The organism is Neobacillus notoginsengisoli, from assembly GCF_003515685.1.
GTDB classification, from domain to species: Bacteria; Bacillota; Bacilli; order Bacillales; family Cytobacillaceae; genus Bacillus_D; species Bacillus_D notoginsengisoli.
The window spans coordinates 60613-85803 of the sequence record NZ_QWEG01000007.1 but is presented as its reverse complement, the minus strand read 5'-3'; the positions used below and the strand labels follow the sequence as shown (position 1 = coordinate 85803).

Here is a 25191-nt window from a genome sequence, read left to right as displayed (position 1 = left end):
ATGATAGTAGCAAGAGAATGAACCTTGGAAGGGGATTACAAGATGAAAAAATGGTTCTCCGGTTTGGTCAGCTTATTCATAGTGCTCTCATTATTGGCTCCGGGTATGGAAAAAGCAAAAGCGGCAGTACTTCCGGCAGTGGTCGACGGCCATCTCGCCAAGGCGATGGAGACAGTCGCTGGCAGCCTGCAGGTTATTGTCACTTTTGAAGGGGAAGGCGCTCCTACAGCCAGTCAGCTGGGCCTCCTGAAACAGCTTGGCATTTCTACAGGCGTTACAATGAAGTCCTTGCCAATTGCCGGCGTCCTGGCGACAAAGGATCAGATCCAGCAGCTTGCTTCAAAAGAAGGGGTAAAGTCGCTCTATCTGAACCGTAAACTGAAATACTCTAATTACGATGCAACTGAATTGACGGGCGTCGATAAGGCTCGGACGGACTCAGCGATGCAAAAAGCAAATGGAGGACTTCCGGTAACCGGCAAGGGTGTCGGAGTTGTAGTCAATGACAGCGGGGTTGATGGTACCCACCGTGACCACCAGCTTGGCAAAAACCTTGTTCAAAACGTGCTTGGAAGCATTAATTTGGCCTCCTTGGCCCCTGGCCTGCTTCCGGTAACGTATTTGGAAGATGTCCCTAATACCGATACAAATTCCGGACATGGAACCCATGTTGCGGGGACAGTCGGCGGAACAGGAGCCAGCTCGAGCGGGAAGTATGAAGGAGTAGCCCCTGGAGCAGACCTGATTGGCTATGGATCTGGAGCGGCCCTCTTCGTACTGGACGGACTTGGAGGCTTCGACTATGCCATTACGAACCAAACAAAATACAATATTCGCGTAATCACGAACTCTTGGGGCGGCTCCGGTGATTTCGACCCAGCCGATCCAATCAATATTGCAAGCAAAGCAGCGCATGACCGCGGCATCACGGTCCTTTTTGCGGCTGGAAATGAAGGGCCTGCGGAAAATACGCACAATCCATACGCCAAGGCGCCTTGGGTCATTTCGGTTGGCGCAGGTGAAAAGGATGGTTCGCTTGCCGACTTCTCCTCAAGGGGAACGAAGGGTGCCGGCGGAACGTTTGAAATGGACGGAGCAACGTATATGTGGGAAGACCGGCCGACGATCACAGCCCCCGGCGTTGATATCATTTCAACCCGCGTGTTGGCGCCAGTTTCTTCACTGGCTATCGATTCGGACGCCACAATGATTGAGCCGGCATACCTTCCTTTCTATACATCGATGAGCGGCACTTCAATGGCGACTCCGCATGTTGCGGGAATAGTAGCCCTTCTCCTCGAAGCAAACCCGGCATTGTCGCCTGACGACATAAAAAAAGCTCTCCAGGACACTGCCACAAATATGCCGGGTTATGAAACATGGGAAGTGGGAACCGGCTATGTCAATGCCCATGCTGCACTGGAAGCGGTTATGTTCAGCAAAGCCTACGGAAAAACAGTCAATGAATACCAGAAGTTTAATAGCAATGTTTCGGCAAAAACAGATCGTGTACCTTTTGAACTTGCTTATAACCCATTACTGAAAAGCCAGCACATCTTTACAGTGCCGGAAGGAGTTTCCCAGCTGACAGCGCGCATCGATGCGTTTGGTTTGCTTGGCCAGACTGGCAACCCAGTCAATCTTGTGCTGATTGCACCGGATGGAACAGAGCACAGCTCGGGAGTAAACCTGTTATTCGCCCTCTATCCAGACAGGACGGTTTCGGTTACTTCCCCTAAGGCAGGACAATGGAAGGCTGAAGTAAGAGGGTTGCGCGGGAACGAACTAAATCCTCTTGGTCTGGCGCTTCCGGAAACGATTGCAGGCTCGCTCGCTTTTACGAAAGTCAGCGGCTACACCGGACTCGGTGATATTTCAGGCCACGCAGCCGCATCTGCCATCCAAATGGCTGTCAACGAGCGTCTTGTGGACGGTTATTCTGACGGTACATTTAAACCAAATCAGTTTTTGCTAAGGAAAGAACTAGCCCGATACTTAGTCATGGGGGCGGGAATCCGCCAGAGCCTGGCCGGGGCGGCGAAGGATGTTTCAGCAACTGATCTTCCTTATGCCTCAGCTGTCATGGCAAAAGGAGCGGCCATCAAGGATGGCAAAATTACGCAAAATGGCGTCATGAAGCTTGATGCTGCCGGGAATTTCAACCCGAACGGCACACTGACACGCGCCGAGCTTGCTTATTCACTTGTTCAGGCTTTGGGGCTCCAGCAACTGGCCAAGGAGCATACGGGTGATGTAAAGGTACTTTATAACAATGAACGAATCACACTGAAGGATAATGCTGGCATTCCGGCAGACCTGAAAGGCTATGTCCAGCTTGCACTCGATTTGAACATTCTGAATGCGACGTTTAACGTGAAGCAGGGCCTGTATGAACTAAAACCAACAATCGAAGCCACCTTTGAGCCGGCAAAAAAAGTCACCCGCGCCGACTACGCAGTCGCATCCTCAAGATGGTTCCAGGCCTGGTTTCAGTAAGTAATATGAATAAAATCACTATAGTCATAATATAAAAGGAAGAGGAGCAGATGTTTGCTCCTCTCTTTTCATGGTTTAGAAAATCTCTCCTGAGGAGAAATGTTCGGTTTCAAATTGGATTTTACGGCTGCGGACGAATGAAGTGCCATTTTGGACGAATCACTGCGGAATCAGGCGGAATGCCCTCAATTCAGGACGAATCACTTTTGAATCCTGCGTACGACAGTGCTTTTTGTTCTCTCCATATGATTAAATCTGCGTTTCTTCGACAAAAATGAGTAAAAAGAGGGATTTTCTCCTCTGTATCCTTTGAAGTATACTTTACTCTATTATGTAAAAAAGGGGCGGAACTATGAAAGAAGAATATAGAAGCCTTTTGCAACCGCTTCTGATCCAATCAGGGAGCAAGGCAAAGATCGAGATGGAAGGCCACCATCCGGAATCCAGGCTTGTTGGCGGAAAATACTCGTTAACGACTCATACCATTACACTTTATATAGAAGAAATTAAGAAACAGTGCATACAGCTGTTCGGATCACTGGCTTTCCTTGAGGCCTACATATGTATCGTTTTTGCCCACGAACTAGGCCATGCCGAGGATCAGGCACTCAGCATTCTGGCAGACAGGCTCGATGCGGCAAAAAGTGAAACAGAAAAAGCAAGGCTGCAGTTCCTAATAGAGAAAAGAGCTTGGAACTACGCGGAAAAACTGCTTCAAAAAACCCACCGCACTATCACCAAAAAAATTATCACTCAATCACTACAATCCTATTATCAAGAAATCGAACTCCAATACGGCGCTTGAAATTTTCCCTCAGAAGAAATAGGCTATTCCTATGAGGCAGGGGGACGGTTCCACTGCTTCGTTTTAAAAGCTTTTGAACGAGAGGGCGGGTTGGAATGGCCGTTTCAAAAACAAAAACAAATGCAATGAGGCTGCTGGATTCAATGAAGGCAAACTACTCAATGTTGTCCTATGAGGTAACGGATGGCAAGGTCGATGGGATATCGGTTGCCGAAAAGATTGGCAAGCCGATGGAGACTGTATTTAAGACGCTCGTCACCCAAGGGACATCCAAGAATTACTATGTGTTTGTGATCCCGGTCGAGGCTGAGCTTGATTTAAAAAAGGCCGCGAAAGCAGCCGGGGAAAAGAAGGTTGAGATGGTTGCCGTTAAAGAGATCCAGAAGCTGACGGGCTATATACGTGGAGGCTGCTCACCGATTGGGATGAAAAAGCTATATCCGACATTCATTGACATTAATGCGGAACAACTTGAAAAAATGATTGTCAGCGGAGGAAAAATAGGCTGCCAAATCGAACTATCCCCAAATGTATTAAAGGAATTGCTTACTGCCAAAATGGTGCAATTAACCGACTGACTTACGCCACGGGGCACGCCCACGTGGCTTTACAGGCAAATTAAATAACGTAAAAAAGGCGCATTGAGGAATGCGTCTTTTTATTTTGGCGAAATAATTACCTGGACCATGTCCTTTTTCCTCCCTGATTTATATATAAAGGGTGAGAGGAGGTGAGGGACATGGCACAAGCACTTCTAGCTGAATCAAGGCTGCGCCTTAGTTTTGAAACAGGCGTGGACGAAAAGGGAAAACCTGTTTATAAGTCAAAAACGTTTAACAATTTGAAAAAGGAAGCAACACCGGATCAAATGCACCAGGCTGCGTCTGCGATTGCAGCATTATGCAAAGACCCGCTGAGCACAGTCGAAAGGACTGACCGCTCCGAAATACTCGGTTAATCGGTTGAACATCCGGTAAGGGGAGGAGGTGAACAGGATGGCAAAAACACTTGAATTGAGTTTTAAGACTGAAACAGGCAAGGTCTCTAGACTGGCAATTGAAAATCCAGCAGAGCCAATCAGTGAGGCAACAGTCAAGCTGGCCATGGAGCAAATCATCGCTTCTAACGTGTTTTATTCCGTAAATGGGAACTACACTGGAGTGGAAGGCGCGAGGGTGATTGAGCGGAATGTAACGGATGTAGAAATCGTTTAATAGGGGGAGGGAGCCGGTTTCGGATCGAAGCCGGCTCTTATTATAAGTTTTCGAGAAGGAGGTGCTCGTATGGATCAGATTATGCCTATCATAAGTGAAGTCGGATTCCCGGTGGCAGTCACCCTGTATCTGCTTTATCGGATTGAAACCCGACTCGACATGGTTGTCCAATCGATCCAGGACTTGCCGCTAAAATTAAAAGAAAAAGCATAAAGAATATGTAGTTTTCCGGTGTTCTTGGTGCCTTTTCAGTCAAAAAGCTTTGTGAAGTTCCCGCTAATGTAATAAGCCAGACATTTTAAAAGCACCCGGTCAGGCCCTTTGCTGGTTCTGGTCGGGGTTTTCCTTTTCCAAAATTTCATCAATCTTCTGATCAAGGCGGATAATGCTTTTTAAAGCACGGTCGTATTCGATGGTGCGGTAATGGTGCATGCCGCCTTCTTCTTCATCCTTTTCGTCGGCCCACTTCACAATTTGCTGAAGGGGTGTACGGACAATATCGTTGGTCGGGAGAAAGGAATCCGTATGGAACAGGATGGCGAGGGCGATTGTCTTCGCCTTAACCGGATTTTCCCCTAGGCGAATCAGCAGCTTGTGGGCTCTTTCAGCCCCTTTTATCGCATGGATATCATTTTTTCGATACAACTCGTAATCCCATTTCCCATTTCTATACCATGTGTAATGTCCCATATCGTGCATAAAACCGGCTTTTGCCGCGATATCGGCATCCTCTCCATGCTCCCGGGCGAGATGAAAAGCATGATAAGCAACGGCAATCGCGTGAGCCATTCCTGACCGGTTCAGGAACTTCTGGGCAATGTGGTGTTTAAAAATCTGTTCAAGCTTTACATCCCTCATAATCCACCTCCGTTTTTTTAACATCATACATGATTCCCAATTAAAAAGAAAAGACTCCAAATTTCGGAGTCTTTTCCTGTTCCAGCTTCAGCGTCCAGCGACTAGTGTACTTCGGTCCCCTCGCTACGATAAGTCAACATCGCTCTTCGTGTATCCTTTATCTCCATCGGGGCCCTCCATTCCATACGGCGCTAAACGGACGCTTCCGCTTTCCTTACATCTATATCAACCGCCCCGGGGCGGAGAAAAGCTGTTATTCCATGTATTCCCGCGTTTCTCCCGTTTAAACTCGGTGCAGAAAATGTTGAAAATTGGCCAAGCCTAATTCTCTCACTAGGCATTCACCTATCAAGGAACGGTGCATATGATAGTGGATGAAACAATCCATTTGTCAGAATAAGGGGTGTGTATGAGTGGCAGGCAAGGTCAGGAACTACTATGCGGGCGGGAATACAGCGCGGGGTTTTTACAGTTTATATCCATCTAATCTGAAAGGTCTTGACTTGCTGTTTATTTTGAAGGGAGGGCCTGGCACCGGTAAGTCATCTTTAATGAAAGAGATTGGCAAGGAGTGGCTTGAAAAAGGCTTTGATCTCGAGTTTCTTCATTGTTCATCCGATAATGAGTCCATTGACGGGATTGTGATACCTGCTTTAAAAACAGGCATTGTGGATGGGACACATCCACATGTCATCGAGCCTGAAGCCCCCGGGGTGATCGAAGAATATGTAAACCTGGGTGAAGCATGGGATTCAGCCGTCCTGCACTCACAAAAGGAAGCAATCCTGACATTGAACAGGGAGATTACCGAGACATTTAATCAGGCGTATGCCACGTTTAAAGAAGCGTTGGATATCCACGATGAGTGGGAGAAGATTTATATCCAAACTATGGATTTTCAGAAGGCGGATGAGCTGACTGAAAAACTGATTGACCAATTATTCGGCAAAATAAAACACAATAAAAAAAGTGACGTCCGCCACCGCTTTCTCGGTGCGGCTACTCCAATAGGCGCGGTCGATTTTGTCCCTAACCTGACCGAGGATATTCCAAAACGGTATTTTATTAAAGGAAGGGCTGGGAGCGGAAAATCAACGATGCTGAAGAAAATGGCAAGGAGTGCTGAAGAGCGTGGCATTGATGTTGAAGTTTACCACTGCGGTTTCGATCCCCATAGTCTGGATATGCTGATTTTTCGGGAACTTGGGGTTGCCATTTTTGACAGTACGGCCCCACACGAATACTTCCCCAGCCGGGAAGGCGATGAGATTATTGATACGTATGAACTGCTGATTCCTGAAGGAACAGATGAACGATTTAAGGAAAAAATCGACGGTATTTCAGCCCGTTATAAAGCAAAGATGAAGGAGGCCATTTCCTGGCTGGCCCGGGCAAAAGATATGCATGATGAGTTGGAGAAGATATATGGTGCGGCTATGGACTTTGAGAAGGTTGACGGGATTAAGGAGAAAATTGCCCGCCGAATCAGAGAAGTAGCCCAGACAAATGTGTAATATAAGGAGGAGGAATCCCTTTGGAATACAACAATAATCAGTACCCTTACGGATCAATTCCGGATGAGCAGATGGTCGGTGACGACAGGCAGTTTCCACAATTTCCGGGCGGGGGACAAACAGGAGGCCAATTCCCGGGGGGTGGTTTTCCAGGAGGCCAGTTCCCGGGTGGAGGACAAACAGGAGGCCAATTTCCGGGCGGACAATTCCCAGGAGGCGGAGGATTCCCGGGGGGAGGAAATGATGGCCCGCCATCGGGTCCGCCGCCGTTCGCGACACCCCAGGAGTCGTTCGGAGCGACCTCGTTCGCTGTAGACCCCGGTGCGATTTGGCGATGCCGCCATCGTTTTACGTATATTTGGCTTAATAGTGGCCGAAGCTTCTGGTTTTATCCGACCTTTATCGGCCGGAATTCGATTGCAGGCTGGCGCTTCAGAAGAAATGGCTGGACATTTTATGGAACCGACCTACGGAGAATCCGTTCTTTCAGGTGTTTTTAACGAACAGAAGGCGTGCAGATTTCAACCTCTGCACGCCTTCTTCCATTTACCCTAAATAACTTGCTAATTCCAGGTCATCATCATTTAGCTCCCTGCCAAGTCCTTCTTTCATCGCAGAATGAATGGCCTCGCGATTACCTTTGTTCTCCACCGCAGCTTTAGTAGTGATCCTCATTTCAAAAAGCTCCTGAAAAAACTCCGCCTGTGTTGCCGGATCGCAATGGGAATGAAGATAGACAGCAGCCTGGAAATGTTCAAGCTCATCCAGCAGCTTTAGAAAAACCGGAGCTGTATAGTTCCACTTTTTCGCATACATGTTTTGTGTATAACAGTCACCGAGGAACAAGACCTTGTCTTTTTCAACAAAAACGACAATTGAATCATCGGCATGGTCTCCGCCGACATGCTGAAGCCTGACACGTACTCCGCCCAGGTCGATGGCAAGGGAATTCTCGAAGGTTATTACTGGCGAGACGATCTCAATTTCATTGCGCCTTTCACCAAATTCCTTTTTAATCATTTCCGCGCAAAATTCAATTTCGACGCCAGTTCGGACGCGTTCGTCAAGTGCTTCGTCTGTCCACTGGAGCCCTTTTAGTTTTTCAATGTACTTCTTTGTTTTCGTATGGGCGATAGCGGGCAAATTCATTTTCTTCATGCCAAAAATATGGTCCCAGTGCCAGTGGGTCAGGACAAGCAGCCTGGATTCAGGTGCCTTTATTTCTTTTAATTCATTAAGGAATAGCTCCGCATGTGCGGGTGAATTGCCCGCATCAACAATCAGCGTATAATCATTTCCAATGACAGCACCAAGAACAGGCCGGTCCGTTTCATGGTCTGCTGGCAGATACCTTACATGCTTGGATAGTTGTTTTAATTTTTGTTTAGCCAATTTATTGCCTCCCCCGTGGCAGCCAGTAAAGTAGGCTGGAATTAATTACGGAATTATGGTAAAATTAAGAAAATTAACGGAACCTTTTATAGTTTAAACCGTACTCATAGATAAGTAAATCCTTAACCGAAGAAGGGTGGGAAAAAAATGAAAGAGTTAACAGTGTTCAAGCGTTGGCTTTACACATTTGGTTTGGCTCTCATACTACTACTTCTGGCACTAGTCGTTGATGTTGGTTGGATTAAAAAGACGATTTGGATTTTACTAGCAATTATTGGCGCGGTCGCTGCGGGTTATTCGTATCAAATGTATGAATACGGATTCGATATAATTGAAAAGAGGAAAAAGAAATAAGCGACTGAGTCCGGCATGAGGGAAATGCCGGATTTATTTGATAATATTTGTGCTTGATTTCACAAACTAATGAACGTTCAGAGAAGGAGGATGAACATATAAATAGTATAACAGTTGCATGACAGGAGGTGATGGGCATGGGACCGAAACGCCGGGCAATGTTCTTTATCGTCTTCTTTATAGCAATAATTATCGGCTATTTTTCGTTGGGAATTGAAGAGACGTGGCTCAAAAAACTGATTCTGATTAGTCTTACGCTGTTTGTCTTCGCTTTTTCCGAAACCGTCCGGCAAATCTGCGATCAAGTCAGAAAGGAGTTATTTAGATGAAAGTAACTAATTTGCCCGGCTGCGGGTAACAGGCAGCCGGGAATTTGTATTTTTTGGCCCCTACTATATACTCTTCGTCTTTTGTTTTTTGTCCCGCTTGTTTCCCTTGCTGTTATCTCCGCTATTTTCAGTCGCAATTTCCATTTGATAATGGCCGTTTTCAGGAGCATTCTGGTTTCGGCTTCCCTTGTTGAATTTTTTTGTCAAAATAGACCCCCCTTTCTTAAAAGATGAAAATGTAAAAAATGTCTAGCTTCAGCGCCTATCGACTAGCAAACTTCAGGTCTCCTCCCTACGATAAGTCATCATCGAATCGCTTACGCTCTTCGTGATTCCTTTATCTCAGTCGAAGTCCTTCCAGTTTGTACGGCGATGACCGAGGCGCTTGCGCTTTTCTGCTTCATTTGTAGTTTGGCAAAAGAGGTCTTTTTCATACAGAGGAAATCGCCTCTATAAGAGAGAATAAGGTTAAGATACCAATTTTGGAGTTGGTTAAGTTAAAGAACTATGCTGGTTTTTAATTGCGTTGATTGGAATGGAGGGCACCGACTCCTGCGGGATGCAGCGGCAAGGTGGAGACCCCACAGGCGCCTTGGCGCCGAGGAGGCTCCACTGACGTCCCGCGGAAAGCGTGTGCCCGGAGTGGAAATCAACAGCCAGAATTTTGGAGTTGAAAACAAATGGACGTATATTTAAATAAGACAGGCCCTGAAGATGCAACAATCCTGAAAAACATGTATGCTCTCTATCTTCATGATTTATCAGCCTATTCTAATTCACTTGAAGAAACCCCTGATGGAACGTACGAATTTGACTCGTTCTCTGTGTTTTGGAGTAAACAGGGCGTTAATCCATATTTCATCATGGTGGGTGAAGAGCGGGCAGGATTTTTGCTTTTACTCGAACCTCCCTTTACGAAAAATATCAATTATGTCGTGAATGACTTTTTTCTTTATAACCGGTTTCGCGGGAAAGGGGTCGCAGCCAAGGCGGTGGAACAACTGTTTGAACAGAAAAAGGGCAGCTATTTTGTCGGACAGCTCAGCGGAAATGACCGGGCGATTGCTTTTTGGCGGAAGGCATACATTCAGAATGGAATCCACTATGAGGAATATGAGGATGAGGAAGAAGGAGAATCAATTATCTGCCAGGAATTTACGGTTTGAACCAGGCCGTAGGATGCGAAAATTAGAAGACGGAGGGAATTTGGATGATGGATTATGTGTCTGTACTAAAAGCTCTTTTTGAAGAGCAGCGAAACACGGAAAACGCGGTGGCAATGGAGAAGTACATGAAAAACCATTTCCCGTTTCTCGGGGTAAAAAAGCCGCTCCGGGCCGAACTGGAAAGAAAGTTTTTTGCCACTACAGGGCTGGTGAAGGAGCCTTTTCAAGAGAGTTTTGTCAGAGAACTTTGGGCGGCACATGAGCGCGAATACCAATATGTTGCCCTCGGATACCTTGAAAAGTTCAGTAAAAAGCTAGAAGCGGGCTCTCTTAGCCTGCTAAAAGAGCTCATTACAACAAAGTCCTGGTGGGATACGGTTGATGCCCTCGCGCAAAAGCCTGTCGGGGTGCTTGCCGCAAAATACCCTGACACAATTCCTGCAGAAATGGACAAATGGGCTGTTTCAGACAATATGTGGCTGCGGAGAACCGCGATTCTCTATCAGTTAAAGTATAAGAAAGAGACAGACGAACAGCGGTTGTACGAAAACATACGCCTAAACACAAGCAGTAAGGAGTTCTTTATCCAGAAAGCGATTGGGTGGGCGCTTAGGGAATACTCGAAAACGAATCCCGGATCTGTTAAGGACTTTATCGAACGTACGGAGCTTGCCGCACTGAGCAGGCGGGAGGGCTCGAAGTACCTGAGCTGACGGCCGGGTGGATGGAAACAAGGTTCATTTTGCCACAAAAGCCTTTGGGTTGGGCTTGGTAGGAGGATTTAGGGTAGAATGGGCTGATAGAAAGGTAATGAGGTGACAGCATGATTAGGTGCATTGCGTCCGATATGGACGGGACATTGTTGACAGCAGGACAGGAGATTACGCCGGAGACTAAAGAGGCGATTTTCAAGGCCCAGCAGCTTGGGGTGGAGTTTGTGGTGGCGACTGGTCGGTCGTATCAGGAGGCACGGTTTGTGCTGGAGGAGGCCGGGGTAAGCTGCCCAATGATTTGTGTGAATGGCGCGGAGGTGCGTGATGCGGACGGTGCGGTTGTGTCGACGAGCGCGCTTGGGACGGAGGAAGCGCGTGACATTGCTGCAAGGCTGGCCGCAAATGGTGTGTACTTCGAGCTATATACGAATAAGGGTACGTATACGGACAGTTATGCAAAGGCGCTGGAAATTATTACAAATATTGTTTTGAGTGCCAATCCGGGGACAGAGTTTGAAAAGGCGGCCGCGGTTGCGGAGGAACGATTCCGTAAGGGTCTAATTGAAAAGGTGGGCGATTACCAGGAGGTTTTCGGGGACCCGGATACGAAGATTTTAAAGTTGTTGGCGTTTTCACTTGAATCGGACAAGCTGGACGCGGCAAAAACGGATCTGGAAGGCATTCAGGATATCGCAATCAGTTCTTCAGGAGCGGACAATCTTGAAATTACTGCAATCGGTGCGCAAAAAGGGCTGGCGCTTAAGAAGTTTGTTGAGGGGAAAGGGATTTCACTTCAGGAGACGATGGCGCTTGGCGATAATTATAATGATGTGTCGATGTTTGAACGGGTTGGCGTTTCGGTTGCGATGGAAAATGCGCCTGGCGAAATTAAGGAGCTGTGCAGCCGGATAACGGAGACGAATGAAGAGAGCGGAGTCGCGAAGGCGATTGTGGAGGCGCTTGGGCTTTAAAGTGGAAAAGCCGGTTCGATGTGGCTTTGAGTTGCTCCCGGATTTGTGCGGCAGGTTGTATCGTTTTTGACGGGCGGTACTGGTTGCGGAGGATGTACATAAGGAGTTGATATGAATGCTGAGGAAAATCGGGTCGATTTTGCTGGGGGCGTTGCTGCTGGCAGGCTGTTCATCGGGCAGGGAAGCAGAGCCTGGCAAAACACAGCCGGAGGACAAGCCTGCGGCCACACAGGTTCAAGCGGAAGTACTAGCCGAAAATCTTCGGGTTCCTTGGTCGATTGCAAAATCGGGTGAGGCGTTTTATATTTCCGAGCGTCCTGGTGCCATTGTCAAAATTGAAAATGGCAAGGTGGAGCTGCAGAAGGTCGTTTTGAAGGAAAAGCTGTCTGACGCTTCGGAAGCGGGGCTTTTGGGCTTTGTCCTTGACCCTGATTTTCCTCGCACACAGTCAGCTTTCGCCTATTATACGTATAATGATGCCGCCGGCCAGAAAAACCGGGTTGTCGTGCTTTCTCATCGCGATGGTGTGTGGAAAGAGGAGCTGACGCTCATTGACGGGCTTCCGAGCGGACCGGTGCATCATGGCGGCAGGCTGGAAATTGGTCCGGATGGGAAGCTTTATATTACGGCCGGCGATGCGGCCAACCCTGAGCTTGCCCAGAACCCGAACACTCTCGGTGGCAAAATCCTCCGGATGAATTTGGACGGAAGCATTCCGGATGACAATCCTTTCCCCGGCTCTTCTGTTTACAGCTATGGCCACCGCAATCCTCAAGGCCTTGCCTGGCTTCAAGACGGGACGATGGTTGCGAGTGAGCACGGGCAGTCCGCCCATGATGAAATCAATGTAATCAAACCGGGCAAAAATTACGGCTGGCCGGTCATTATCGGGGATGAGAAGAGGCAGGGAATGGAAACGCCGGTTTTCCATTCGGGCGATGTGACTTGGGCTCCATCGGGTGTGGCCGTGTATGGAGATAAATTGGTTGTCGCGACGCTGAGGGGAAACGCTGTCCGGGAGTTTGATTTAACGAGGAAAACAACCCGTGAACTCGTGAACGGACTGGGCCGGATCCGTGATGTGCTGATTGACGGGGACGATCTGTACTTTGTCAGCAATAACACCGACGGCCGCGGAAATCCGGATGAAACGGATGATAAGCTGTATCGAATACGGCTAAAGTAATCTTTCAGAGCAAGAAGGCTGCCATCCCGGCAGCCTCTATTTTTATTTCGTTTCCGTTCCGAGTCCCCGTAAAATGAACTGGATGGTCCGTTCCATTTCAACTTCATCATCCCATTCCGATTCCGGAAAGATCACGTATTTTGCAATAAAATAGCCGATAATTGAAGAAGCAGTCATTCGGAGCGCGCTCGCCGGCGGGATTTCAAGCAACTGCCCCTTCTCTTGATAATAGGCAGCGGCCTTCGTAAAACGCTCAAACAATTTTGCTGCCACATGCTCCTTGAATTGCTCGCGCAGTTCAGGCTGAAACGGGATCTCTTGAAGGAGGATGCGGATGATTTGGCTGTTTTTTTCGATGAATTCGTGGCGGTTTTTGAATACGGCCCGCAGGAATTCCTCAAATGTATCAAACCGCTTGTTCAAAACCTTGTCGAAATCGCGAATCACGAAGGGCGCGACCAATTTTGCCATGACGGGTGAAACGATATTGAGCAGCAATTCTTTTTTTGTTTTATAGTGCCGGAAGATGGTTCCTTCGGCAACGCCCGCTTTTTTGGCGATTTCATTCGTCGAGGTCGCCGCGAAGCCTTTTTCGGAAAAGGATTCAATTGCGGCGATGAGTATTTTTTTCTGTTTCTCCGTTAGTTCTTCCCCTTCAAAAAGTTCTTCATCAAATAAATCCTGGTCAGACATTGTATTCCCCTTTTCGTTATACTTTTCTGTGTTTTTTCAATGCAGCAACATTCAAGACCATAAATAGAAGAGATAGGCCGAACAGCAGCAGGAGATCCGGATAAATTTCACCGAAGCCGTACCCCCTCACCATGACATCGCGGACTGCGTTGGCGGCATAGTAGAGAGGAGTGAACGGGCCAATCCAGCTCAGCCATTCCGACATTGTTTCCAGGTTGAACAGGCCGGAGAAAAATACTTGCGGCACGATGACGAGCGGAATGAACTGAATGATTTGCATTTCATTATTTGCAAAAGCAGACAGAAGGATTCCGAGTGTCAGCGCCGTAAATGACAGAAGTAGAATCGTCAGCAAAACAAGCAGGAAGGATCCTTCCATCAGCATATCAAGGATATAAATGCCGTACCAAGTGATGACCGTCGCTTGGATTGTCGTGAAAATGCCGAAGCCTAGTACATATCCGGCAACAATCTCCCAGCGCCTTAATGGGCTCGACAAAAGCCTTTCAAGCGTCCCGCTCGTCCGCTCGCGCAAAAAGGAAACCCCCGCGATTAAAAAGACAAAGAAGAAGGCGAAGTAAGCAAGCAGGACGGGTCCGAAGTAATCAAACTGGCTCATCGAGTCCGATCCGTGCAGATAATCGACAGCCATTTCCCCTATGTCCGATTTTGGCATGAAGGGCTTAAAAGCTTCTTGGACCCAAAGCATGAATGCCCGGTTTGCAGTCGGGTCGCTTCCTTCCAGGGTGATTGAGGGCTTGTTTTCTTTTAGTGTAAGATAGCCGTCCAGTTTACCGGTTTTCAATGCTTTCTCTGCATCAGTTGTTGATGTGTAGTCCTTGACTTTAGCATCATCGAGATTCAACTGTTCCTTTACCTGTGCCGGGAAATCGACAAGCCCCACTTTCGGAATATAATCCCTGCCGTTAAAGACGAGGTTCAGCATCGTCAGAATTAGGATGGGAGCGAGGATCATCAGTGCCATTGTCCGTTTGTCGCGCAAAAACTGCCTTAAAATCCTGATCACAAGTGCCTGGATCCGCATTATTCCGCACCTCCGTAAACAAGGAATGCCTGTTCAATTGTATCTGAGGAAGTGTGCTCTTTTAGTTCTTGCGGGGTTCCAACCGCAATAAGACGGCCGTTCCGAATCATGCCAAGCCGGTCACATTTTTCCGCCTCATCCATGACATGGGTTGTGACGATAAGGGCTGTCCCTTGTGCTTTAAGGTCATAAAACCGTTCCCAGATGCTTTTTCTTAAGACCGGGTCAATTCCTACTGTTGGTTCATCGAGGATGAGCAGTTCCGGTTCATGCAGCAGAGCTGCTGCCAGTGAGAGCCGGCGTTTCATTCCCCCGGAATAGTTGGTTACTAGTTTGTTCAAATCGCCGCTCAACTGGACGATCTCCATGACGGCCTCAATCCGTTCTTTCAGTCTTTTTCCCTTTAAGCCATACAGCGCCCCGAAAAATTCGAGATTGTCCCTCGCTGATAGCTCCTGATAAAGGGCATCCGCCTGAGCCATGTACCCCGCCTTTTCGACCAGCTTAAGAGAAGGCATTTCCTCATTGAACAGCCAGTTTTCCCCTTCTGTTGGGAGTTCCAGCCCGACAAGCTGCCTAACAACCGTCGTCTTCCCTGCCCCTGAAGGACCGAGTAAACCAAAGATTTCCCCAGGGTAAATATCGAGATTAATATTTTGCAAAACTTGCTGTTTGCCAAATGACTTAGAAACATTCCTAATTGAAACAATCGGGTCACCTGCCATCCCCATCCACCTTTCCAGTCTCACAAGAATTGCAGTGAGTAATCACTCACCATTATACTCATTATATACTGAATTGGCAGAAAAAAGAAGCAGGGGACGGTTCTACTGCTTCATTCGGGAGTCGAAAGAAGCACTGGAACCGTCCCCTTGCCTCACTTGGGAAAAGAGTCATTAAAAAAGTTATAATAAAAGTAATGTGTAATAGATGATGTTATGAGGTGAGTTTTAGAATGGTGGATTTTCAGTCGAGTGTTTTAATTGAGCAGCCTGTTGAGGTTGTGTTTGAGTATGTGGCGAGTATGGAGAATATGCCGGAGATTATGCCGAATGTTGTTAAGATAGATAAAGGTGGCCTGGAGAAGCTGAAGTCAGGCGACAAGGTTGTCGAAACCCGGATGATCCGCGGCCGGGAAACTGAAACAGAAATCGAAATTACTGCTTTTGAGGAGAACAAATTGTTTGCTTATAAAAGTGAAATGAACGGGCTTCAGTCCGTTTATCGGTATTTGTTTGAAGAGACAGCTGAAGGCGCTACGAAGGTAACCTTTGAAATGGCTATTAAAACGAGCGGCTTTGTTATGGGCCTGACAAAAAGGTTTCTTGTCAATATGCTAAAAAGAGAAGACGGCAATCAGATGGTTTATTTGAAAGACATGCTGGAGGGGAAGTCAACTTCCTGAATTAAGAGTCACGGAAGGGCCATATCTGCCAATTGGCATTAGATGTTGAAACCTTTAGTATTGGTGCCCTTTCGGCAAAAATCTCGTTTAAAAAGTCACTGAGAAGCTCTCTTGGTGCCCTTTCGGTAGAAATCTCGTTTGAAAAGTCACTAAGAAGCACTCTTGGTGCCCTTTCAGCAAAAATTCCGTTCGATAAGTCATCAAAAAGCACTCTTAGTGCCCTTTCGGCAAAAATACCGTTCGAAAAGTCATCAAGAATCGCTACGGTGCCCGTCCGGAAACATTTCTCCTAATAAAACCGCAGAGAACGGCAAAATAACACCCGGCAGCATGCTAGGATGCTCCGGGTGTCTCGTTTCCATCAGAAAAATTTTGCCGGGGAATCTGTTAAAACTTATACGTCCAAAACCGTTCATTGTTAACCCAGACCATCATTTGCGGGTCTTGGTTCTTCAGTTTTTCTTCCATATCTTTGACCATTTGCTGCGTTTGGGAGCGGTGTGCGCGGATAGCGTCGAGCTTGATATCAGCAACGGGTGTGATGTCATACACGATATCGGCGTCGCCTAGTTCCTCTTCACAGTTGTGGGAAAAAGCGACGCAATGGAGTTTCGGCCTTTTGCCAGGCGCCATTTCACGTACTGCCCTGACGACTGCCCTTGCGGTGGCCTCATGGTCGGGATGAACGGAATAGCCTGGGTAGAATGTAATGATCAAAGACGGGTTGACTTCCTGAATAATGGAAGTAATTTGTGCTGCAAGCTTTCCTTCATCCAAAAATTCAATTGTCTTATCACGGTAGCCGAGCATGCGCAAATCGCCAATGCCAAGAACTCTTGCCGCTTCCAACAGTTCCTCCTTGCGAATTCCTGGCAAAGATTCACGTGTGGCAAAAGGAGGGTTGCCCATATTCCTGCCCATTTCGCCAAGTGTCAGGCAGGCGTATGTCACAGGTGTCCCATTTTTGGTATGCATGGCAATTGTGCCCGAAACTCCAAACGCTTCATCATCTGGATGCGGGAAGATTACGAGCACATGGCGTTCCTTTTCCATAATCCACTCTCCTTTTGGATTGGTTGCTGCTAAAAAATTGAGCTTTATTTACCCAAAACAATTCTCGTGCAAAATAAAAGTCTATTCAAACGGCGTCGGGCTGATTTGAAGCGCCACAGCGAGTTTCCCGCTAAAATCATGGCCCGCCATCAGCAAGCGCCCCTTTTCGTCCACCTCGAAATGGGTAATACCCTCTGCATATACCCAGCCAAAAGGTATTTTCAGGCCCACTCTGTATGGCCCATCCCCGGTGATTTTGCCGAAATCATATTGGACTTTGGCATTGCGGATATGAGCGCCTGATGAAAAAAAGGATTGGTCATGATGGGCTGCATAGGCACCGTTTGTTGTTTCCAGATGGATATAAACCTCTTTGCCGCAAAATTTGTCAATGGCTGCCTGGACTGCGTTAATGATAACTGGTTCCATACGATCCCCTTCCCAATGGCAGTTGCCTAGTCTTCTTTTCTTAAACTGTCGTTAATTCTTTTATCATACTAAAAACGAGAATGAAATGCGAAAGCAAAGCACTATTTAACCAGCTATCCCTTTCAAAAAAGGTTGGTTAAATCGAAAAAAGCCGGATGAGAAAATCCGGCCTTCCGTGTTTGTTCCTTTAGTTTTTTGCCAATTTCCTGTATTCACCCTGCCAAGTTGGACCGACATACTCATTTAATTTGAATCCATGGCGGATGGCTTCAGTTATGAATACTTTTGCCGTATCAATCGCATCCTGGACCGATTGTCCTTTTGCCAGCCCCGCTGTGATTGCGGAGGAATACGTGCAGCCAGCCCCGTGCGTATAAGTTGTGCCGAGCTTTTCCGTCTCGTACAATTTATAATCCTTTCCATCGAACAGCAAATCTACGGCTTTGCCTTCATAGTCGAATTTGCTGCCGCCTTTTATGACAACAAATTTAGCGCCTTTATCGTGAATGATAGCCGCGGCCTGTTTCATTTGTTCCATGTTGCGGATCGGGCCTGTTTTTGCAAGCTGTCCTGCTTCAAATAAATTCGGTGTGATGACGGTCGCCCGTGGAACAAGCAACTCCCGCATCGCATCGGTTGTTTCAGGGTTAAGGACTTCGTCTTCCCCTTTGCACACCATGACCGGATCAATGACCACTTTGCCAACTTTCTTTTCATCAATGACCTTTGCGGCGAGTTCAATGATTTCCACCGTGCCGAGCATACCCGTTTTCATTGCATCGATGCCCACTGAAAGAATTGTAGCGAGCTGCTTTTTCAGCGTATCAACTGGCAGTGGATGAACTTCGTGGCCCCAACCATCGGGCTTCATTGTCACGATTGTCGTCAATGCTGTCATTCCGTAAACTCCGAGTTCCTGGAATGTTTTCAGGTCGGCCTGAATACCGGCCCCCCCGCTAGTATCTGAACCTGCTATCGTCATTACTTTCTTAACTGACATGCTGTTGCCTCCTTATGAAGGGATTCATGGCGGATTGTTTTCAATGATCCATCCCAAAATCCGGCTGTTTAACTAACCCAACCCTCATTTTACTTAGTATACCCGTTTTTTGTAAAGAAATTGGATAGAAGCCCCACGTTCATTTTGCCAGCGAGCCGTAAATGGGTGGGAATTGTGTTACAGATTTGTGGAGATAAGTCTTTGCCGTGATAAATATTACTGCAAAATATTTCCGTTCAACTTACTCTAAATAGAAAGTAAGGGTAATAGAGTGGTAAATTTCGAAAGTGCTCTCAAGGAAATATCACCAGGTTTGTATCATGGGCACTGTGATTAACTGATTGTTTCACAAATTATACAAACAAATGACACAAAGCTGCAATCAATCTGCCATATTAAAGCCACCATTCACCTGGTTTTTCCTATAAATTTTATAAGGTGACACTGAAATCTCCTTTGTTTACAAGGGTTCCTTGTTGTTATCCACCCTTTTTGGATGGAGTGACAGATATCACTGCTCATACTTACAGCTATTTCTACAATGGAAGTAGATGTAAATAGCAGTGAGTAGAAAAGGAGGAAAGGCAATGAACAGAAAAGGCTGTCCCGACGAGTACCCGATTAATCTGTCCGTCAACGGCTATGAAATTGCCGTTTTCCAGCTAACAAAATCCGATTTGGAAGACTGGGCTTACGGTTATCTCTTTTCTGAAGGGATGATCGAAACCGCAGACGATATAGATAGAGTCGAGTTTCAGGAAGGAACCGGGACTTTGCAAGTGACATTGAACAAATCATTCGATGGTGAAAAGATGTTCTCCAAGAAAAAACACTATACAGCAGGATGCGGGAGAGGCGTCACATTTTTCTCCATGACAGACGTAAAGCAGTTTGAAAAGGTCCATTCCGGCAAAGTGTATCCACTAAGTTACCTGTTGAAAAAACGGGCTGAATTTGCCCAGGCATCAGAACTTTATCTCGAAACCGGAGGCATGCATGGCGCATGCATTATCGATGAAGAAGGCAATATGGCCATTCGGGAAGATATCGGCAGGCACAATGCAGTTGATAAAATCATCGGGCATGCAATCAGGAAACGGCTAAAACCAGAGGAATTGGTTCTCTTAACAACAGGCCGTATCTCCTATGAAATGTTATCCAAGGCAGCAAAATTTGGCTTTGCCGTCATCGGCTCAAGGACAGCTGCAACGAAGCAAGCAATCCAGTTGGCCAAATATTTAAATATTGAGGTTGTAGGCTATTTACGGGGGAAGATGGCCGCCATTTATACCTCTGAGGGCAGGGTCTACCGTGATTTAAGGGAACCTGCCGCTGCAGAAGTAAATTGAAAGGGGGAATTATCTAGGCAGCTTAAGCGGATGACTCGTTAAATTGGGGAATAAGGGATGCTCTAGTTAATTAAGGGAAGGAGACAGAGAGATGGTTGAAATAAACCTGAATCGCCGGCAGTTTTTAAAACTGTCAGGTGCCACAGCGGCCACACTGGCCATCGTTGAACTTGGCTTTGATGAAAAATCAGCTTATGCCAAATCGAAAGAGTTAAAAATTGCCAAAGCGAAAGTAACACCGACTATTTGTTGTTATTGCGGTGTTGGGTGCGGAATTCTTGTCCACACAAAAGACAATACGGTTGTTTATACAGAGGGAGATCCAGATAACCCGATAAATGAAGGAAAGCTTTGCTCTAAAGGAACAACTTTAAGGCAGCTTTACACTTCAGAAAAACGTTTGACAAAACCTCTTTATCGCGCCCCTGGAAGTGATACATGGGAGGAAAAAGACTGGGAATGGATGTACGACACGATTACAAAACGCGTCAAAGAAACCCGTGATGCGTCCTTTATCGAAAAAGAAGACGGCATGATTGTCAATAAAACTGAGCGTATCGCAAGTATGGGCGGTGCCGCGCTTGATAATGAAGAGTGTTATTTGCTCGCAAAAATGATGAGAGGGCTTGGCGTCGTATATCTCGAACACCAGGCACGAATATGACATAGTTCTACGGTTGCCGGTCTGGCACCTACATTTGGTCGTGGAGCAATGACTAACCACTGGAATGATCTGCAATATACGGATTGTGCACTAATCATGGGAGCAAATCCTGCCGAGAACCATCCGATTTCCTTTAGATGGCTGACAAAAGCCAGGGAAAAGGGAGCGAAAATCGTTTCTGTCGATCCGCGTTTTACAAGATCTTCAGCAATGGCTGATGTTTATGCGCCACTTCGTTCCGGTACGGATATTGCATTCCTTGCGGGAATGATTAATTACGCAATGGAAAAGGATTATATTCACAAAGAGTATGTTGCTAAATATACAAATGCCTCCTTTATTTTAAAGGATAGCTATGACTTTAATGATGGATTGTTTACTGGATATGATGAAGCAAAACGAAGCTATGACAAAACATTATGGGCGTTTGAAACGGATGAAGAAGGCAAGCCTGTCAAAGACCTGACTCTTGAGCACCCGCGTTCTGTCTTCCAAATGATGAAAAAACATTATGCGCGCTATGATTACGATACAGTGGCGGAAGTAACAGGGACTCCGAAAGAAGACTTCCTGAAAGTCGCTGAAGCATTCTGTTCAACTGGGAAAGTCGGAAAATCAGGCGTCATCATGTATGCGATGGGAATCACCCAGCATACTGTCGGTTCACAAAACGTACGTGCGATGGCAATGCTGCAGTTACTCTTAGGTAATGTTGGCCTTCCAGGAAGCGGACTTGCCGCAATGCGCGGTGAATCGAACGTTCAGGGATCAACAGATTTTGCTCTCCTTTACGGCGATCTGCCAGGTTATATTGGAGTACCGAAAGCAACTGTTCCTGAACACGCTACTCTTGCTGGCTACAATGAAAAAGAAACACCTAAAACAGGCTACTGGAGCAATAAGCCTAAATTCCTCGTCAGCTTGCTGAAAGCATGGTATGGGCCGAATGCGACAAAGGACAATGAATTTGGGTACCAGAACCTGCCTAAGGGGAACAAAAACTATTCTCACATCAACTTGTTCCATGCGATGCATAAAGGCGAGTTGGATGGCCTTTTCTTATTCGGAACCAATCCAGTAGTTGGAGGCCCGAATGCCGGAAAGGAAAAAGAATCGCTCTCGAACCTTAAATGGCTAGTTGCTGCTGACCTTTGGGAAACAGAAACATCCGCATTCTGGAAAAAGGAAGCAGGATCCGACCCGAATAAAATTGCGACAGAAGTATTCCTTCTGCCTGCCTCCGCTTCTTTTGAAAAAGAAGGGTCTGTCTCAAACAGTTCCCGTTGGATGCAGTACCGCTGGAAAGCAATTGATTCCAAGGGTGAAGCGAAATCCGACCTAGAGATGATCCATGAGTTTGTTACGCGAATCAAATCGCTTTATAAAAATGAAAGCACACCAGCTGCAAGAACGATTAATGCTCTGTACTGGAACTATGGCGAAGGCCACCATCCGGACATTGATCTCGTCTGTAAGGAAATGAACGGATATGATGTAAAAACCGGCAAGCAGATGGCTACGTTTGGCGACTTGCTTGATGATGGTTCTACATGCAGCGGAAACTGGATCTACTGCGGATTCTATCCGGAAGAAGGCAAAAACAGGGCGAAGAACCGTGATGCAAAAACAGGAGGCCCGAACTTCCTGAACTGGTCGTTTGCATGGCCTGCAAACCGCCGTATCCTTTATAACCGTGCATCTGCAGACCCAAGCGGTAAACCGTGGAGCGAGAATAAAGCGGTTATTCATTGGGATGCCGTCCAGGCAAAGTGGGTTGGGGATGACGTACCGGATTTCAAGCCAATTGTTTCTCCATCAGAACCAGGCGGACAGAATCCGTTCATCATGATGAAGGACGGAGTGGCAGGCATATTCGCGCCAACCTTGAATGATGGGCCGTTCCCTGAGCATTACGAGCCTTTTGAAAGCCCAGCAGGAAATGTGTTCTCAAAACAGGAAATCAATCCCGCCATCCAGCTTTTCGAAGGTGATTTCAACCTGAAAGGCGAAAAGAAGGATTTCCCGATTGTCGCGACAACATACCGCGTGAGTGAGCACTGGCAATCCGGTTCCATGACGCGGAACCAGCAATGGCTATCGGAGCTTGTCGGTCATATGTTTGTTGAAATCAGTGAAGAACTGGCGAAGGAAAAAGGCATCAAGAATAAAGAAAAAGTTATCGTCAGCTCTGCCAGGGGTGAGATTGAGGCATATGCGATGGTTACGAAACGCTTCAAGCCTTATACAATTAAAGGCAAGAAGGTCCACCAGATCGGCATGCCTTGGCACTTTGGTTACAAAGGATATGCAACTGGTGATTCAGCTAACCACCTGACACCTCATATCGGGGATGCGAATACGACGATCCCTGAATATAAAGCATTCCTTTGTGACATAAGGAGGAAAGCATAATGCCGGCATATGTAAAATATGTAGACGTCACGAAATGTGATGGCTGCCGTGCCTGTATGGTAGCCTGTAAAAACTGGAACGACCTGCCAGCGGAAGAAACAGAATTCATGGGAAGCGCGCAGTCCCATCCAAAAGTAACAGCTGACACGTGGAATGTTCTCGAATATATCGAACATGAAAATTCGAAGGGCGGCCTTGATTATCTTTTCCGCCACTCCTCATGCTTCCACTGTAAAGATGCGGCGTGTGAGAAGGTCTGTCCTGAGAATGCGATCTCTTACACTGAATTCGGATCGGTTGTCATCGACCACGAGAAATGTGTAGGGTGCGGATATTGTGTGCAAAACTGTCCGTTTGAAGTCATTTCCCTCAAGGAATATAAAGACAAAAACGGCAAGGAATACAGAAAAGCCCATAAGTGTACAATGTGTACGGACCGCCTTGAAGAAGGCATGCAGCCTGCCTGCGTAACGACTTGCCATACTGGGGCAATGGAATTTGGCGGCAAGGAAGAAATGATTCAAAAAGCAGAAAAGCGTGTTCAAGAAATAAAAGACAGATATCCGAATGCTATGGTTTACAATCCTCCTGGTGTCGGCGGAACCCATACTGTTTATGTACTGGCAGAAAAACCGTCGGTATATGGCCTGCCTGAAAACCCAAAAGTCCCTACTTCAGCAGTCCTATGGAAGGATTATGCACAGCCGCTTGGTAAAATGATGATCGGCGCAACAACGATGGGTGTCCTCGGAATGTTTGTATCTAGCAGACTATTTAATAAAGGCAAGCAAGACGAAGACCAGCATGACGAAGAGGGGGGTGGCAGCAATGAGTAAGAAAATCAGGCCGGATCTTAAAGTAAGGCGTTTTTCAAAAGCGTTCGTATGGGCGCACGGTATCAATGCCATTTCATTTTTCGCCCTGTATATTACTGCCCTGCCGATGTATACAGATTTCTTTAACTGGCTGTATCCAGTCCTTGGAGGCCCTGCCAATGCCCGCCTGCTCCACAGGATCTTCGCGGTGGCGTTCGTCACTCCAACCTTTATTTGGCTGATTTTTGATCCGAAAGGCTTCAAACTCTGGCTGAAGGAACTCGTCACCTGGAAAAAACGCGATGTCGATTTCTTCAAGGAGACTGGTAAAGAATTATTCGGTTTTAAATTTAAACCGGTAAGGCAGTCGTTCTTCAACGCAGGGGAAAAAATCAATTCTTGGATTCAGATTTTTACGGCATTCCTGATCATTGGTTCCGGTTTCCCAATGTGGTTCCCGGATCTGTTCCCGAGAGCTGTTGTCCAGTGGGGTTATTTCCTGCATAACGTCGGATTTGGGCTTGCAATAGCAGTCGTCGTCGGACATATTTATCTCAGCGTTGTCCATAAGCATTCCGCTCCGGGCTTCACAGGCGTCATTACCGGAAAGGTACCTGCCTGGTGGGCAAAAGGGCACTATGCTGACTGGTATGATGAAGAAGTGAAAAAAGGCAATTTCCCTGACCTGGATAAACTAGATAAGAAGAAGAAACACAAAGGAGCCTAGGAAACTACTGCCCGGCTAAAAGCCCAACAGCAAACCTAGCGCTTGAATAGAAGCAAAAAGGGAATGGCTGTCTATATAGGCAGCCATTCTGCCTAGAAAAGCGGAGGAGGCCGTATAGCGGCGTATGGACTGGAGGGCTCCGAACGAGATAAAGTGAAACTTCCATCAGTGGGGTTTTTCCACTGATGGTTAGTTGAACGAATCGGACCTTTAGGGACAGTTGCCCTTTAGGGCTTACTGTCCCTTAACGGTGGGATAAAGGAAACACGATGAACGGAGTGAATCGATGTTGACTTATCGTAAGGAGGAGACCGAAGTCCACTAGACGCTGGCCACCGCAGCTAGACAAATAGAAAAGCGAAAGCGGCTTGTCCAGGGGCGACAGGCGTAAGACGAGCCGGCCAGAAGGCGTCCTTTGCCTTCTTGCCGGATTGGCTTAAGACCCCGAGCCCCTAGCCGCTGCAGCTAGACAAGTAGAAAAGTGCAAGTAATATAAATTGTAAAGAAAATTGAACCTAGTTGATTGTAGCGGAAGGCGCGAAGACTCCTCGAAAATGCTATCGCATTTTCTTCGTGCAAAGCCCATTCGAGGAAGCTGTTT

Annotated in this window: 29 protein-coding genes and 1 pseudogene; 21 read left to right on the top strand and 9 right to left on the bottom strand. The window is 46.9% G+C overall.

From position 1 onward, the window contains the following. Positions 1–42: 42 nt before the first annotated feature. The 6 genes from D1B31_RS12065 to D1B31_RS12035 all read left to right on the top strand — a co-directional run bounded on the left by D1B31_RS12065 (position 43) and on the right by D1B31_RS12035 (position 4728). Complete coding sequence (locus tag D1B31_RS12065) at positions 43–2496, top strand: S8 family serine peptidase (protein ID WP_240035253.1); 2454 nt, start codon at positions 43–45, stop codon at positions 2494–2496. Positions 2497–2848: 352 nt separating this feature from the next. Continuing rightward, positions 2849–3301: a hypothetical protein gene (locus D1B31_RS12055; protein ID WP_118921045.1), complete on the top strand. Its 453-nt coding sequence runs from the start codon at positions 2849–2851 to the stop codon at positions 3299–3301. Positions 3302–3396: 95 nt separating this feature from the next. Beyond that, positions 3397–3879: a Cys-tRNA(Pro) deacylase gene (gene ybaK / locus D1B31_RS12050; protein ID WP_118921044.1), complete on the top strand. Its 483-nt coding sequence runs from the start codon at positions 3397–3399 to the stop codon at positions 3877–3879. Positions 3880–4040: 161 nt separating this feature from the next. Then, a complete protein-coding gene (locus D1B31_RS12045) occupies positions 4041–4259 on the top strand; it encodes a DUF1659 domain-containing protein (RefSeq protein ID WP_118921043.1) in 219 nt (72 codons plus the stop codon). A 37-nt stretch (positions 4260–4296) separates the two neighbouring features. Further along, positions 4297–4515 (top strand): DUF2922 domain-containing protein, encoded by a 219-nt coding sequence (locus D1B31_RS12040; protein ID WP_118921042.1) that lies wholly within the window; start codon positions 4297–4299, stop codon positions 4513–4515. 69 nt (positions 4516–4584) lie between these two features. Continuing rightward, positions 4585–4728, top strand: coding sequence for a YvrJ family protein (locus tag D1B31_RS12035; RefSeq protein ID WP_118921041.1), 144 nt, complete (start codon positions 4585–4587; stop codon positions 4726–4728). A 99-nt stretch (positions 4729–4827) separates the two neighbouring features. On the opposite strand, the gene D1B31_RS12030 is transcribed toward D1B31_RS12035, so the two are convergent. Continuing rightward, positions 4828–5373 (bottom strand): HD domain-containing protein, encoded by a 546-nt coding sequence (locus tag D1B31_RS12030; protein WP_118921040.1) that lies wholly within the window; start codon positions 5371–5373, stop codon positions 4828–4830. A 413-nt stretch (positions 5374–5786) separates the two neighbouring features. Between D1B31_RS12030 and D1B31_RS12025 the strand changes: the two genes are divergently transcribed. Continuing rightward, a complete protein-coding gene (locus D1B31_RS12025; protein WP_118921039.1) occupies positions 5787–6887 on the top strand; it encodes a PRK06851 family protein in 1101 nt (366 codons plus the stop codon). Between the two features lie 20 nt (positions 6888–6907). Then, entirely contained in the window at positions 6908–7387 is a 480-nt protein-coding gene (locus D1B31_RS12020) for a hypothetical protein (RefSeq protein ID WP_338036471.1), read from the top strand. Positions 7388–7433: 46 nt separating this feature from the next. Here the strand turns inward: D1B31_RS12020 and D1B31_RS12015 are convergent, their stop codons facing one another. Next, on the bottom strand, positions 7434–8279 hold the full coding sequence (locus D1B31_RS12015) for an MBL fold metallo-hydrolase (RefSeq protein WP_158587527.1): 846 nt from the start codon (positions 8277–8279) through the stop codon (positions 7434–7436). A gap of 147 nt (positions 8280–8426) precedes the next feature. Between D1B31_RS12015 and D1B31_RS12010 the strand changes: the two genes are divergently transcribed. Then, positions 8427–8633 (top strand): hypothetical protein, encoded by a 207-nt coding sequence (locus D1B31_RS12010; RefSeq protein WP_118921037.1) that lies wholly within the window; start codon positions 8427–8429, stop codon positions 8631–8633. 137 nt (positions 8634–8770) lie between these two features. Next, the gene (locus tag D1B31_RS12005; protein WP_118921036.1) at positions 8771–8962 is read left to right on the top strand and encodes a hypothetical protein; all 192 of its coding nucleotides are present in this window, start codon (positions 8771–8773) and stop codon (positions 8960–8962) included. Positions 8963–9025: 63 nt separating this feature from the next. Here the strand turns inward: D1B31_RS12005 and D1B31_RS24620 are convergent, their stop codons facing one another. After that, a complete protein-coding gene (locus D1B31_RS24620; protein WP_192894772.1) occupies positions 9026–9169 on the bottom strand; it encodes a hypothetical protein in 144 nt (47 codons plus the stop codon). A 473-nt stretch (positions 9170–9642) separates the two neighbouring features. Between D1B31_RS24620 and D1B31_RS11995 the strand changes: the two genes are divergently transcribed. The 4 genes from D1B31_RS11995 to D1B31_RS11980 all read left to right on the top strand — a co-directional run bounded on the left by D1B31_RS11995 (position 9643) and on the right by D1B31_RS11980 (position 12998). Further along, positions 9643–10128, top strand: coding sequence for a GNAT family N-acetyltransferase (locus tag D1B31_RS11995; protein ID WP_118921034.1), 486 nt, complete (start codon positions 9643–9645; stop codon positions 10126–10128). A 44-nt stretch (positions 10129–10172) separates the two neighbouring features. Next, on the top strand, positions 10173–10841 hold the full coding sequence (locus D1B31_RS11990) for a DNA alkylation repair protein (RefSeq protein ID WP_420846099.1): 669 nt from the start codon (positions 10173–10175) through the stop codon (positions 10839–10841). A gap of 110 nt (positions 10842–10951) precedes the next feature. Then, positions 10952–11812, top strand: a complete 861-nt coding sequence (locus tag D1B31_RS11985; RefSeq protein WP_118921033.1) for a Cof-type HAD-IIB family hydrolase — start codon at positions 10952–10954, stop codon at positions 11810–11812. 115 nt (positions 11813–11927) lie between these two features. Beyond that, positions 11928–12998 carry a PQQ-dependent sugar dehydrogenase gene (locus D1B31_RS11980; protein ID WP_118921032.1) on the top strand — a complete coding sequence of 357 codons (1071 nt, stop codon included), beginning with the start codon at positions 11928–11930 and terminating at the stop codon, positions 12996–12998. 42 nt (positions 12999–13040) lie between these two features. On the opposite strand, the gene D1B31_RS11975 is transcribed toward D1B31_RS11980, so the two are convergent. From D1B31_RS11975 to D1B31_RS11965, 3 genes are read right to left on the bottom strand one after another with little or no spacing between them, the layout of a single operon-like run. Continuing rightward, on the bottom strand, positions 13041–13691 hold the full coding sequence (locus D1B31_RS11975) for a TetR/AcrR family transcriptional regulator (protein ID WP_118921031.1): 651 nt from the start codon (positions 13689–13691) through the stop codon (positions 13041–13043). Between the two features lie 16 nt (positions 13692–13707). Then, positions 13708–14736, bottom strand: a complete 1029-nt coding sequence (locus tag D1B31_RS11970; RefSeq protein WP_118921030.1) for an ABC transporter permease — start codon at positions 14734–14736, stop codon at positions 13708–13710. Then, positions 14736–15461: an ABC transporter ATP-binding protein gene (locus D1B31_RS11965; protein WP_118921029.1), complete on the bottom strand. Its 726-nt coding sequence runs from the start codon at positions 15459–15461 to the stop codon at positions 14736–14738. The genes D1B31_RS11970 and D1B31_RS11965 overlap by 1 nt, the downstream gene beginning before the upstream one ends. A gap of 230 nt (positions 15462–15691) precedes the next feature. Here D1B31_RS11965 and D1B31_RS11960 point away from each other — a divergent pair, with 230 nt between their 5' ends. Both D1B31_RS11960 and D1B31_RS24265 read left to right on the top strand, forming a co-directional pair. Beyond that, a complete protein-coding gene (locus tag D1B31_RS11960; RefSeq protein ID WP_118921028.1) occupies positions 15692–16141 on the top strand; it encodes an SRPBCC family protein in 450 nt (149 codons plus the stop codon). 32 nt (positions 16142–16173) lie between these two features. Next, on the top strand, positions 16174–16434 hold the full coding sequence (locus D1B31_RS24265) for a hypothetical protein (protein WP_158587526.1): 261 nt from the start codon (positions 16174–16176) through the stop codon (positions 16432–16434). 94 nt (positions 16435–16528) lie between these two features. On the opposite strand, the gene bshB2 is transcribed toward D1B31_RS24265, so the two are convergent. The 3 genes from bshB2 to pdxK all read right to left on the bottom strand — a co-directional run bounded on the left by bshB2 (position 16529) and on the right by pdxK (position 18623). Continuing rightward, a complete protein-coding gene (bshB2, locus tag D1B31_RS11950) occupies positions 16529–17194 on the bottom strand; it encodes a bacillithiol biosynthesis deacetylase BshB2 (protein WP_118921026.1) in 666 nt (221 codons plus the stop codon). An 81-nt stretch (positions 17195–17275) separates the two neighbouring features. After that, positions 17276–17623, bottom strand: coding sequence for a YojF family protein (locus tag D1B31_RS11945; RefSeq protein WP_118921025.1), 348 nt, complete (start codon positions 17621–17623; stop codon positions 17276–17278). A 187-nt stretch (positions 17624–17810) separates the two neighbouring features. Further along, positions 17811–18623: a pyridoxine/pyridoxal/pyridoxamine kinase gene (pdxK, locus tag D1B31_RS11940; protein WP_118921024.1), complete on the bottom strand. Its 813-nt coding sequence runs from the start codon at positions 18621–18623 to the stop codon at positions 17811–17813. 587 nt (positions 18624–19210) lie between these two features. On the opposite strand from pdxK, the gene fdhD reads away from it, so the two are divergent. From fdhD to D1B31_RS11920, 5 genes and pseudogenes are all read left to right on the top strand, one after another. After that, positions 19211–19972, top strand: a complete 762-nt coding sequence (fdhD, locus tag D1B31_RS11935) for a formate dehydrogenase accessory sulfurtransferase FdhD (protein WP_118921023.1) — start codon at positions 19211–19213, stop codon at positions 19970–19972. A gap of 91 nt (positions 19973–20063) precedes the next feature. Continuing rightward, a complete protein-coding gene (locus D1B31_RS25285) occupies positions 20064–20636 on the top strand; it encodes a twin-arginine translocation signal domain-containing protein (protein WP_204563008.1) in 573 nt (190 codons plus the stop codon). 12 nt (positions 20637–20648) lie between these two features. Then, positions 20649–23048, top strand: a pseudogene (fdnG, locus tag D1B31_RS11930) (formate dehydrogenase-N subunit alpha); the annotation flags it as partial. Then, complete coding sequence (locus tag D1B31_RS11925) at positions 23048–23884, top strand: 4Fe-4S dicluster domain-containing protein (RefSeq protein WP_118921021.1); 837 nt, start codon at positions 23048–23050, stop codon at positions 23882–23884. The pseudogene fdnG and the gene D1B31_RS11925, both read left to right, overlap by 1 nt. After that, entirely contained in the window at positions 23877–24590 is a 714-nt protein-coding gene (locus D1B31_RS11920; RefSeq protein ID WP_118921020.1) for a formate dehydrogenase subunit gamma, read from the top strand. The genes D1B31_RS11925 and D1B31_RS11920 overlap by 8 nt, the downstream gene beginning before the upstream one ends. Positions 24591–25191 lie beyond the last annotated feature (601 nt).